At 42.2% G+C, this 10,697-nt stretch carries 11 protein-coding genes; 2 read left to right on the top strand and 9 right to left on the bottom strand.

Going from position 1 to position 10,697, the window contains the following annotated elements:
• Both H7J92_RS12560 and H7J92_RS12555 read right to left on the bottom strand, forming a co-directional pair.
• A partial coding sequence (locus tag H7J92_RS12560) for a DMT family transporter (RefSeq protein ID WP_221837265.1) occupies nucleotides 1–536 on the bottom strand: 536 nt, incomplete at its 3' end.
• Nucleotides 537–638: 102 nt separating this feature from the next.
• Nucleotides 639–1,424: an SDR family oxidoreductase gene (locus tag H7J92_RS12555; protein ID WP_221837264.1), complete on the bottom strand. Its 786-nt coding sequence runs from the start codon at nucleotides 1,422–1,424 to the stop codon at nucleotides 639–641.
• A 273-nt stretch (nucleotides 1,425–1,697) separates the two neighbouring features.
• Between H7J92_RS12555 and H7J92_RS12550 the strand changes: the two genes are divergently transcribed.
• Both H7J92_RS12550 and H7J92_RS12545 read left to right on the top strand, forming a co-directional pair.
• Nucleotides 1,698–2,225 carry a sigma-70 family RNA polymerase sigma factor gene (locus H7J92_RS12550; RefSeq protein ID WP_078817516.1) on the top strand — a complete coding sequence of 176 codons (528 nt, stop codon included), beginning with the start codon at nucleotides 1,698–1,700 and terminating at the stop codon, nucleotides 2,223–2,225.
• Nucleotides 2,218–3,546 (top strand): DUF4179 domain-containing protein, encoded by a 1,329-nt coding sequence (locus H7J92_RS12545; RefSeq protein ID WP_078817517.1) that lies wholly within the window; start codon nucleotides 2,218–2,220, stop codon nucleotides 3,544–3,546. Before H7J92_RS12550 ends, H7J92_RS12545 begins: the two co-directional genes overlap by 8 nt.
• Before the next feature lie 184 nt (nucleotides 3,547–3,730).
• Here the strand turns inward: H7J92_RS12545 and H7J92_RS12540 are convergent, their stop codons facing one another.
• The 7 genes from H7J92_RS12540 to H7J92_RS12510 form a co-directional block, all read right to left on the bottom strand.
• Nucleotides 3,731–5,329: a BCCT family transporter gene (locus H7J92_RS12540; RefSeq protein ID WP_221837262.1), complete on the bottom strand. Its 1,599-nt coding sequence runs from the start codon at nucleotides 5,327–5,329 to the stop codon at nucleotides 3,731–3,733.
• Between the two features lie 328 nt (nucleotides 5,330–5,657).
• Entirely contained in the window at nucleotides 5,658–6,176 is a 519-nt protein-coding gene (locus tag H7J92_RS12535) for a flavin reductase family protein (protein ID WP_009766376.1), read from the bottom strand.
• 39 nt (nucleotides 6,177–6,215) lie between these two features.
• A complete protein-coding gene (locus tag H7J92_RS12530) occupies nucleotides 6,216–7,667 on the bottom strand; it encodes a cytosine permease (protein ID WP_009766377.1) in 1,452 nt (483 codons plus the stop codon).
• 164 nt (nucleotides 7,668–7,831) lie between these two features.
• On the bottom strand, nucleotides 7,832–8,506 hold the full coding sequence (locus H7J92_RS12525) for a cysteine hydrolase family protein (RefSeq protein WP_078817520.1): 675 nt from the start codon (nucleotides 8,504–8,506) through the stop codon (nucleotides 7,832–7,834).
• Nucleotides 8,507–8,597: 91 nt separating this feature from the next.
• On the bottom strand, nucleotides 8,598–8,873 hold the full coding sequence (locus H7J92_RS12520; protein ID WP_009766379.1) for a YciI family protein: 276 nt from the start codon (nucleotides 8,871–8,873) through the stop codon (nucleotides 8,598–8,600).
• A 10-nt stretch (nucleotides 8,874–8,883) separates the two neighbouring features.
• Nucleotides 8,884–10,332, bottom strand: coding sequence for an aldehyde dehydrogenase family protein (locus H7J92_RS12515; protein ID WP_221837261.1), 1,449 nt, complete (start codon nucleotides 10,330–10,332; stop codon nucleotides 8,884–8,886).
• Nucleotides 10,333–10,662, bottom strand: coding sequence for a hypothetical protein (locus tag H7J92_RS12510; protein WP_009766381.1), 330 nt, complete (start codon nucleotides 10,660–10,662; stop codon nucleotides 10,333–10,335). It abuts the gene before it with no gap.
• Nucleotides 10,663–10,697: the final 35 nt, after the last annotated feature.

The following is a 10,697-nucleotide window of genomic DNA, read 5'->3' as shown; positions in this document are numbered from 1 at the left end:
TCATGTGTTGCACTTAATATTACAATTCGTCTAATAATAAAACTGAATGCCTGTGAAAGGATTGCCAACAGTATTTCCATGTCTCCTATCGAAACTTCACCCAGCCCTCCGCTGCCGGCAAGCACGGTAAAGCCGACCCCAATACCACCCAACAAAAATCCTGATAAGCGCCAAATCGTTAGTTTTTCCTTTAATATGATGACGGATAAAACAGCTGTCAGCAGAGGTCCTAATCCCAAGATTAAACCACCATTCGCAGCACTCGTCTTTCCAAGCCCATCAGATAGAAAATAATGATGGGCTACAACACCCGTAAAAGCTCCGCCAATTACCAACCCCCACTCTTCCCTGTGTGGCAGCCGGATTTTCTTCATGGAAAACAAGATAATGAATACCATGGAGGCAGCAGTGAATATTCGAACAGCGGTAATGGTGATCGGAGCAAAGTGATCGACAAGTACTTTTAACGCTGAGACATTGACTCCCCATAACAACATAACTCCAATTAATACTATATAAATCTGACTATTTTTCACGGCAAACAGCCTTTCCTTTCCTTTCCTATCCTATATTTAACTTATAAAATCAGTATATCAACTGAGTTGCTGCACTAGTTAAGGATAGGCGGCTGCAAACCGTTAGACTACGTTCACCATACCACCGTCCACTAACAATGTGCTTCCCGTTAAATAGGAATTTGCATCTGAAGCCAAGAACGCCACGACCTTCGCAAATTCTTTCGGATCTCCATAACGACCTAACGGTATGGATTCAAGCTGCTCTTTCTCAAAATCTTCTATTGAAACACTTTTTTTCTGCGCATTTGATTCTCTAATATGCTCCAATCGCTCTGTAAGAATGAGACCCGGACCCACTACATTCACCAAAATATTATAAGGAGCCAGCTCAGTAGCCAATGTTTTGGACAAGCCGACGACCCCTGTCCGGAATACATTTGATAAAATCAAACCAGGTATGGGCTGTTTGACAGAACTGGAAGCCAGGCTGATAATCCGCCCTCCGTTCTCTTTCATGTCCGGAACAACTTCTCGTATAAAACGGATATAGCTCAGCAAGGTGAGTTCGAACGCAGACTGCCACGCCTCGTCGTCGAAATCAGCAAACGTTCCAGCGGGCGGTCCGCCAGCGTTGTTAATTAAGATATCAATCTTTCCAAATACTTTTCGGCTGTATGCAACAAGCGCCTTAATCTCTTCGTAGTTGGTAATATCACATGCATGATAGTCGACATTCCCTTTATCTAGTAATCTTAATTCCTCTGTAACTTTCCGCAGTTTCTCCGCATCTCTCCCGGTTATCATGACGTTTGCGCCTTCATTCAATAACTCTTCCGCAACAGCTCTGCCAAGTCCTTGACTAGAAGCAGATATGAGGGCATGTTTACCTGCCAATTGTAAATCCATATTGTCATCCCTCCTATAGTTTAGTAAATATTCAATCTTCCTCAGTGTAAACTTGAGTTTCCTAAACTGTCAATTTCTCAAAGGTCATGAACTGCCTGATGAGAAAAATGAAAGTACAATAATCGTTTTTAAAAAACTATAGAATAAATCAAACAAGGTTGTTCCTTGTACAGTTACCCTTCATCATGATTTAAAGCCCACTACCTCAATTCACTTGAAACGAAACCAGCTCGCAAACAGTCTAACCAATGTCCGGACGAAAGGAGTGCCACTATGAATTATTCAAAGTTGCTGAAAAAAGCGCAAAAAGGGAATGATCAAGCATTCTTGACATTAATTGACCAAGAGAAAGAAAAGTTGTACCGAATTGCGTTTACGTATGTGAAAAATGAGACAGATGCGCTCGATATTGTGCAGGAAACGATTTATAAGGCGTATACCTCGATCTCCAGCTTGAAAGAACCTGCTTACTTTTCCACTTGGCTGACGAGAATTTTGATCAATAGCTCGCTAGACTTTATTCGAAAAAATAACAAAGTGATCCCCATCGAACAAGAGTCGTTGGAAAGAATTGAATCACATCAAACTGCCTTTTCAGAAGACAAATTGGACTTACTGAACGCGATCGATCAACTAGAGGAAAAATACAAAACGGCTGTACTGCTGCGTTTTTATCAAGACTTGTCTGTCAAACAAATTGCTAAGATTTTGGAATGCCCGGAAGGCACCGTAAAGACCAATTTACACCGGGCCATCAATAAATTGAGAACTACTTTTAAGGAGGTATGCATCAATGAATAAACAACTGCATGATATTAAAAAAGCGATCGATAAAATTGAAGTTCCCCATGACAAGCTGAATCAAGCCATCCACGCTGGCGTCAAACAAGCGAAAACTAACGGAAAGACCACTCGACGAAAGTTTTACCCAATGCTGGCAGCCGTTGCAGCCACCACGTTTCTGACAATCAGTTCCGCCTTCGTCTCTCCTACCATGGCTAAAGTTTTATCGTCTGTCCCTGTGTTGGATTCCGTGTTTGAAGTAGCGGGCGATATGGGATTAGTTATTGCCAGCAAGCGGGGTCTCTCGGAAGGTATCGGGCAAACCGTTACAGACCAAGGGATTGGTTTGACCATCCAAGATGTCTATTATGACGGTACTCGTCTATCGGTGGGATATGTTCAAGAATTCACCGGCGAGCGCGGAAGATTGGGAGAGCTGCAACTGAAGGTGAATGGGAAAGAAATCAATTTTGGAGATGGCAGAACTGGAAAACCTTTATCCGACACGCAATATGCAGGCGTCATCGATATAGCCCCTGTCGGCGAGCTGCCCGATTCATTTGATCTCCAAATAGGACTAAATGAAATAGGCGATGTACAGGGAGCATGGAATTTCAAAATACCTGTGTCAAAGGCAAAAGAAGACGCACGAACGATCGAATCCAATCAAACCGTAACTTATCAAGACCAAACGATTAGTATAAACAATGTGAAAATAGGCGCCGCGGGTATTAAACTATCGCTTACACTCACTTCGCCTGACGAAATGAGCCTACAAATGATTGATGATCATCTCCTTCAATTCAATCTACTGAATGACAAAGGCGATGCCTTGACCATGTTAGACAGTCGCGGTACAGGATTAGTGGAAAATGGCAAACACGTCATGAACATGGAAGTCCGATACGAGCCATTGCAAGAAGACTCCGAGACTTTGACCGTAAGCCCGTTTCTAGTGCCTGTTGACACGGGAGCACCCGAAAAAGTGGAAAATGTTCTACAGCCGGATCAATTGCCTATGTCCATTGACCAAGGTGACATGGGATCGATCATCATTAAAGATATTCAATACGAAAAAAATCAAACCCTGCTCACTTTCGAAACAGCAAGTGATTTTCCTTACGATGGACATTTCCAATACAACACACTTTGGTTGGAGGATGCAAAAGGAAATAACTTAGCCAACAATACACAAGGATATCCTGAGCGTATTCAATCCAACACTTACGTCCAAGAGTTCCAGAAAGTCAAACCGAATGAGCCATTGACATTGGTTACTTTTGAAATGCCTTATTTAAAAGTGTTGAAAGATTTGGAGGTTGCCATACCCCTTGATTAATTAGCATTTTTTCACGATGCGGAACATGTTGGGTACCCGTGTCACCACGGCAATAGAAAGTAAATACCATTCTGAATTCAACTGGAACTCTATAAAGATATAAAAAACAACGCGAATCTCCTATCGATTCGCGTTGTTTCTTTTCTTGTTTCTTCTATTTAAATAGTGAGCGATTTGGTACATTTCACAACTGACTCTTTACTTCCATTTCACTATCTATTGCATCTGCCTCGACAATCTCTTTCTCTTCCTTAACAATCCCTTGTTCAATAGCCAACACTTTCGCAACTTTCGGCGCGTACCACACCACGGGAAGTAAAAGGATTGATACCGGAATTGCAGCGATAACGACAAACGACTGCAATGCTCCGATGCCTCCACCCCCTATTTTGATTAGAATCGTTGCAATGGTAGCCATAACAACAGCCCAGAACACACGAATAATTTTAGGGGGATTTCCGTCACCAGTCACAGCCATTGAAATGGAATATGACATGGAATCTACGGTCGTCACAACGAATAACGTTGTCAAGATCAAGAAAACAGAAGGCATGATGGCTCCCAAAGGCATTTGCTCTGCGATGGCGATGATCGCGCTCGGCAATCCGCCTTCTTCTAACGGACCACTGACAGAACCTGCGTTATTTAATTCATAGAAAATACCTGTTCCGCCAAGTACCGTGAACCAGAAGTTTGTAATGATCGGCGCGATTACCGCAACCACTACAAATATCTCACGAATTTTTCTTCCGTTCGATATTCTTGCCACGAATAATGCCACCAACGGGCCAAAACCAATAAACCATCCGAAGAAAAAGAGCAACCAACCGCCAAGCCATGCTTCATCGCCACGGAATGTGCTTATATTTATGAATTCGCTAATATACGTACCATAGGAAGACATGAACGAGTTGATGATGAATAGACCAGGACCAAATAAAAGCAAGAAGGCGGCAATCACTACAACTAGATTCACATTCAGCTTACTTAAAAATTGGATCCCTTTTTCAATACCTGTAAGCGTGGATACAAGTACGACTCCTGTCAAAATAACGATCACAGAAAGCTGTGTACTAAACGTATCCGGTATTCCGAAAATTGAACTGAGCCCATAGCTGACTTGTAACCCAAGAAATCCAATCGGACCAATTGTGCCTGCTGCGGCGCCGATAATACAAAACACATCCGCTGCCGTACCCCATTTGCTCGTTAAAATCCTTTCTTTCAATATCGGATATAACAGAGTTCTGGGCTTCAACGGCATCCCTTTATGTTTATGCGCGTAAATCAAAATGATCGAACTGATAGCACCATAGACAGACCATGCAGTAAAGCCCCATGACATATAGCTTTGAGCCAAAGCAGGCCCGATCGCTTCATCGGTGCTACCCGCTATACCTTTATGCATCGGGGGCACGTCCAGAAAATAATACATCGGCTCTGCCGCTGCCCAGAAGACACCGCCCGCTCCAAGTCCCGTCGTTAAGATTACGGCTACCCATTTAAAATAAGTCATTTCAGGCTTCTTGGCATCGCCCAGGCGGACCTTACCATACTTGGACCCTGCTATTACCGCCCCCACCACAAAGGTGGCCATCATGAGAAACTGCCAGTACGCGCCAAAGTAATGAATCGACAAATCAAATCCTTTATTCACAAAATTACTGACCGCATCCACTTTAAAAAATGAAAACAGCACAAATGCTACCAGTACGCCTCCACTGCATAGAAACACAGGCCAATCTATCTTTTGACGAATATTCTTCCAATAGTCTTTCGTCATAATTCTCCTCCAAAATTTCGATTTGTTACAAATTTATAATGTTATGCTGAGTAAACCTTGATTCCACCTTTCCTCATACTTTTCAACACCAATCTCAAAAAAAAAAGCAACACGACTTGAATTCGTGTTGCCTGTACTATTCAAAAACTTATAGTACAGAATATATCGTACTTGTGGAACTGTCAATGCATTATCTTGTATTTCCAATTTAGCAAAGTGTTCCGATTGTCTGAATAATTGAAGACTCGGTGTGGAGGCAGGTATCCTGAGACATAAAAAGCCAAGAAACTTTTCGAAAAAAGTCTTGGCTTCTTACTCTTATCTATTATCAAGAAGGAGAGTTAATTGGCTCGTAAAATACAGGAGGAACCGAGCCGAAACATCTGCGGTGATACAGCATCGGTTCTTTCGTTGTATCAGCCTGTAAATCTATCACTTCGCCAATTAAAATAGTGTGATCGCCCGCTTCAACCGTTTGGAACGTCTTGCATTCAAACACTCCGAAAGCACCGTCAATGATTGGCAACCCATTTTCGGAAAGCTCCCATTTGCAATCAGCGAAACGATCTTCAACTTTGCTTGCGAATGTTTTGCATAGCTCTTGCTGCTCGCCAGCCAAAACGTGAACTGCAAACTTCCCGCCTTTTGTGAACGCTTCCAAAGAAGATACTTTATGATCGATTGACCACAGTACCATAAGCGGATCCAACGATACGGAAGCAAACGAGTTAACTGTCAGACCTACTGGTGTTCCATCTTCATTGGTTGTAGTCAGGATTGTAACTCCTGTCGGATAGTTCCCCATGATTTGTTTAAAAAGATCTTGTTTTTCAATATTTCCCATCATCTATCTCTCCTTTTCCATTTTGGTTTTTACTGGATTCTCTTATGTTAATTTTGGCTGCTTGCCTTTCAATGATATGAGACTATAAAGTACTGCCGTAAATAGAATTGTTGGATATACCGCCCCTACTGAATTATTAAGGAGCCCCGAGTTACTAACCGATAAGAAGAATACAACACCCAAAGCCCAAACTGCCACGGCTTTAAGATTGACGCCTTTGTAAAACCAGTAGGCGCCTCCAACTTTCTCGAATTCCCGTACATCATATGAGCGCTTCTTCACTATGAAATAGTCAGCTACCAATATTCCAAGCAATGCACTTAAAACCATACCGATATAATCCAAGAAGCCCATGAACGTATCCAAGAAACTAGCTAGATACAGTGGTACGAGCATTAAGAATCCTGCTAGGACGGTCACCATCCAAATGGAATGCAAAGGCTTTACCTTTTTCGTCACATTCGTGATGGAGATTCCTGCCGCCATCAAGTTTACAACGTTAGTCGTCACACACGCTACTACAATGAGGATCAATGCAAACGATCCAAGTCCCAAATTCGTTACGATGGAACTGGGGTCTGAATTATCCGGATTGTACACCCCGGTAGAAAGCGCTGCACCAATCGTAGCGATAATTCCGATAAAAGCAAACCACAGAAGTGAAACGTATGCCCCTACAAGTGGAGCGACAGTCGCTGTTCTCGCTGTCCGCGTATATCTTGTGAACTCAGCAATCCCGAGCACCCAAGCCAAACTAAACGCAGCCATAATATCCACAGCTTTTCCAACCGGCACAACAGATTCTGGTGGTGCTTTCCAATCCAGGATGGCTGATAGCGGATGCGTATTCAAGACGACAACTGTTATCCAGACACCCAATATGAGAACCAATACGATTCCAATTCTTTCAACAATCTTAATGGAATTCCGTCCTAATGATACGGCCAGCAAGTTCAGTAAACTCATGAATACAATCCCAAGTATCATCGGTCCCTTGCTGCCTGGTTCCCCGTATGCCGCCCATCCAAATAAATCTTTTAAAATAAAACTCATTGAAATAACGGCAATAAATGTATTAACTACTGCCCATCCTAGGAAAACAATTGTGTTTAAAACTGTAGGGAGAAGACTTCCTTTAATTCCGAATGCTGGTCTAGTTAATGCCATAGTAGAGGTTCCTACTTTAAAACCCATGTAACCTACCAGTGCCAATATTAGATAAGCGATTGGATTGGAAATCAATGTAACCCCAATTGCACCCGCAAACGCCATCCCAGCTACTGTTCCTCCTACATACCAGGATGCGTTGTTTGAGTTAGCTCCAACCCAAATCGCCACCATGTCGAAAAAACCAATATTCCTTTGACTCATAGGGACTTCTTCAGTCGCGTAATGTTCTTCAGTAGTAGCATCTAGTTGGTTGTTCAGTGGTGTTTTAGCATCTACCTCTATCGTTACGCCTACTTCCGCTTCTACTTTTTCGATAGACTTCATTTTCTTCCTCCTTTTTTAACAATTTAACTGAAAGGTTAAAGTCCTGCACTTCTATAAGTAATGGGGTGCTTTTATGGTTTTATCGAACTTAATGAAGGTTTAAACTCTGGCTGAATTTAAATGGCTCGAAAAAATACGGACACCATAATGCCAAAAGTAATTGATTATACAGTACAGCTTACTGTTAACTTGTCATACACTTCTCTCAAATTATCAGGTGTAAATTGTAATTCATCCGGCTCATTGGATTTCCAAACATGATACGATTCTCCCGATAATTTATTGCACATTTGATCGGCATCAAATATAGAAATATCATAGACCCAATTAGCCATCATACAAACCGCTGCCATATGCGCTCCATCTGTAGTAGTTCCACAAATATCTTTCACCAGGTCGATCTGATAATCACGATAGTAAGCGTCCATTACAGTCGAAAGGACACAGACATCGGTTAGAACTCCACCGACAATTAGGTTCTTTATGTTCAAGCTTCTCAACATTAAGTCTAAGCTGGATTCATGAAAACCACTGTATCGATATTTATCTACAATGATATCACCAGGTTGATTTCTCAAATCACTGATAATTTCTATCGAGTTGGAGTCAGTGTGGTAATAAAGAGGCTCTCCATTCTGGTCGACAGGTTCTCGGTTCGCAAGCCCAATCCCATCCCCTCTATTAATATGGCGCGTATAAATAATAGGAATTTTCTTTTGTCTGCATACTTTGATTAAATCTGCTGTCTTTTTGATGATTCGATCCATTCCAGGAACAGCAGACGTACCGCCCTCATTTTGGAGGTCTATCAAAAGCAATGCTGTATTCTGTCCATCCAATTTACGGCCTCCTTCCTGTTAATCGTTACCATGTACCATGCAAGTAAATAAGGAAAACCTATCTCTTTTTCTTTGTTCAACAAAGACAGTGTCACTTTAAAACCTCACTGATAATGGGTTTCCATTCTTTAAGCTCAAGCCGTCGGACTTTCTCCACTACATGAGGGTCGGCCTCCGCCAACTTCAGTGCTTCCTCATAAGAATTCGCTTGATAAATAACTAATCCGCCTGATTGATCGGCAAAAGGGCCACGGGCAAAGATCTTCCCTTGTTCATCCAGCTCATCCAAGTACTTAATATGACGCGGACGGACTTCCTCATTTTTTTCAGGCTGAATCATATGCAAAAATGCCGCGTAGTAAGCCATACATTGCCTCCTAATTACGATTCCAGACGACTAATTTCATTTCCGTCATTTCTTCAACCGCATATTTCAATCCTTCTCTTCCATTCCCGCTTTCCTTGACGCCGCCATAAGGCATGTTATCCACTCGGAAAGTTGGAATGTCATTGATCATGACGCCGCCTACATACAACTCATCCGCTGCATATAGTGCCGTGCTTATATCATTTGTATAAATTCCTGCCTGAAGTCCAAAACGCGAATCGTTTACTTTCTCGATTGCTTCATCTACTGATTTCACTTTGTCTACGACTAAGATTGGAGCGAACACTTCATTACAGGAAACCTTTTGATTCGGTTCCGCTTCAGTCAAGATTGTTGGCAGTAGGATATTCCCCTGTGCTTCTCCGCCCGTTGCCACTTTTGCGCCTTGTCTTTTTGCTTCTTCAATCCAACTCAATGTCCGTTCCACGTCTTTTGAAGAAATCAAAGCGGATACATCAGTTTCTTCATGTAACGGATCACCAATAACGAGTTTTTTTGTTTCTTTCACGATTTTCGAAACGAATTCATCATATAGGTTTTCGTGAACGTAAGCGCGTTGAAGTGAGATACAAACCTGTCCTTGGTTAGAGAATGCACCTGACACACAGCGAGAAACGACTTTATCAAGGTCTACGCCACTGTCAATAATCACAGCTGCATTTGAACCTAGCTCAAGAGTCACTCTCTTCAATCCTGCCCTGCTTTTTATTCCGATACCAACCGCCGGACTGCCTGTAAATGTGATCATTTTCACTCGATTATCTGTTACGATTTGATCTCCGACTTCTCTGCCGTCTCCTGTGATGACATTAATCGCGCCCGCTGGCAATCCTGCCTCCAATAAAAGTTCCGCTATAAAATAAGAGGATAATGGTGTTTGTGCAGCCGGTTTCAAAACAATTGTGTTTCCAGTTGCGATAGCAGGACCGACTTTATGTGCCACCAAGTTCATCGGAAAATTAAAAGGTGTGATGGCACCGATTACTCCTAGCGGCTCTCGCACGGTGTAGGCCAGGCGATTCACTCCGCCCCGAGCCGCATCCAGTGGAAGAGTTTCTCCATGAATACGTTTCGCTTCTTCTGCTGCAAATTTATACGTCTCAATTGTTCGGATTACTTCACCTCTTGCAGTTGCAATTGGTTTTGCTGCTTCCAAAGCAATGATCTCAGCCGCTTCTTCAGAACGCTCCCGCAATAAGGAAACTAAGTTTTCCAAAATTTCCGCTCGTTGATAAGCAGGCATTTTCGCCATCACTTTACGTGTTTGTAAGGCTGCTTCGATCGCTTGATCAGCTTCTGTTTTTGTTGCTTTAGCAATATGGGCAATTACCTCATCTGAATACGGAGAACGCAATTCAGTATACTCTTCTGTTTCCACCCATTCACCATTAATAAGTAAGTGTTTCGTTTGTAAGCTCGCTAGTGATTTATTAGCCATCTAGTTTACCCTCTTTCTGCTGGTGGTGGCTATATTGGATTGATACTTCATGATTTGAATGATCTTATTTTCTTCTTTTAAATATTCTTCGATTTTCAAGCTTAACCCGCCACTTCCGAATTTCACACGCTGCTCTTTCGTTCCGCTTGTTCTTTTAATATATTCAAGGAAGACCAACACATTTTTACGCCTTTCTAAAATTTCTTCAAATCCTCTATCATAGAAAAACGTGTCTATTGTGTTGTAGAGACCTTTATTCACTCCAAATCGATCATTGCAGAGACGTACGAATGCTATATCCGGCAAATGAATCGCTTTTTCAATATGCATATCGGTTTCTCCTCTCTCTCTCTATATATTAATTG

This window comes from Sporosarcina aquimarina, from assembly GCF_019748715.1.
Taxonomy (GTDB): Bacteria; Bacillota; Bacilli; order Bacillales_A; family Planococcaceae; genus Sporosarcina; species Sporosarcina newyorkensis.
Note: the sequence above shows the minus strand (reverse complement) of the source record. Positions and strands in the feature narration are given on the sequence as shown.

Bases quoted from the DNA above. Each gene is read 5' to 3' on its own strand.
- H7J92_RS12520 (WP_009766379.1), bottom strand. From the start codon at position 8,873: ATGGCTTACTACGCGGCATTTTTGCATATGATTCAGCCTGAAAAAAAT.
- H7J92_RS12535 (WP_009766376.1), bottom strand. From the start codon at position 6,176: ATGATGGGAAATATTGAAAAACAAGATCTTTTTAAACAAATCATGGGG.
- H7J92_RS12540 (WP_221837262.1), bottom strand. From the start codon at position 5,329: ATGACGAAAGACTATTGGAAGAATATTCGTCAAAAGATAGATTGGCCT.
- H7J92_RS12550 (WP_078817516.1), top strand. From the start codon at position 1,698: ATGAATTATTCAAAGTTGCTGAAAAAAGCGCAAAAAGGGAATGATCAA.
- H7J92_RS12545 (WP_078817517.1), top strand. From the start codon at position 2,218: ATGAATAAACAACTGCATGATATTAAAAAAGCGATCGATAAAATTGAA.
- H7J92_RS12530 (WP_009766377.1), bottom strand. From the start codon at position 7,667: ATGAAGTCTATCGAAAAAGTAGAAGCGGAAGTAGGCGTAACGATAGAG.
- H7J92_RS12510 (WP_009766381.1), bottom strand. From the start codon at position 10,662: ATGCATATTGAAAAAGCGATTCATTTGCCGGATATAGCATTCGTACGT.
- H7J92_RS12515 (WP_221837261.1), bottom strand. From the start codon at position 10,332: ATGGCTAATAAATCACTAGCGAGCTTACAAACGAAACACTTACTTATT.
- H7J92_RS12555 (WP_221837264.1), bottom strand. From the start codon at position 1,424: ATGGATTTACAATTGGCAGGTAAACATGCCCTCATATCTGCTTCTAGT.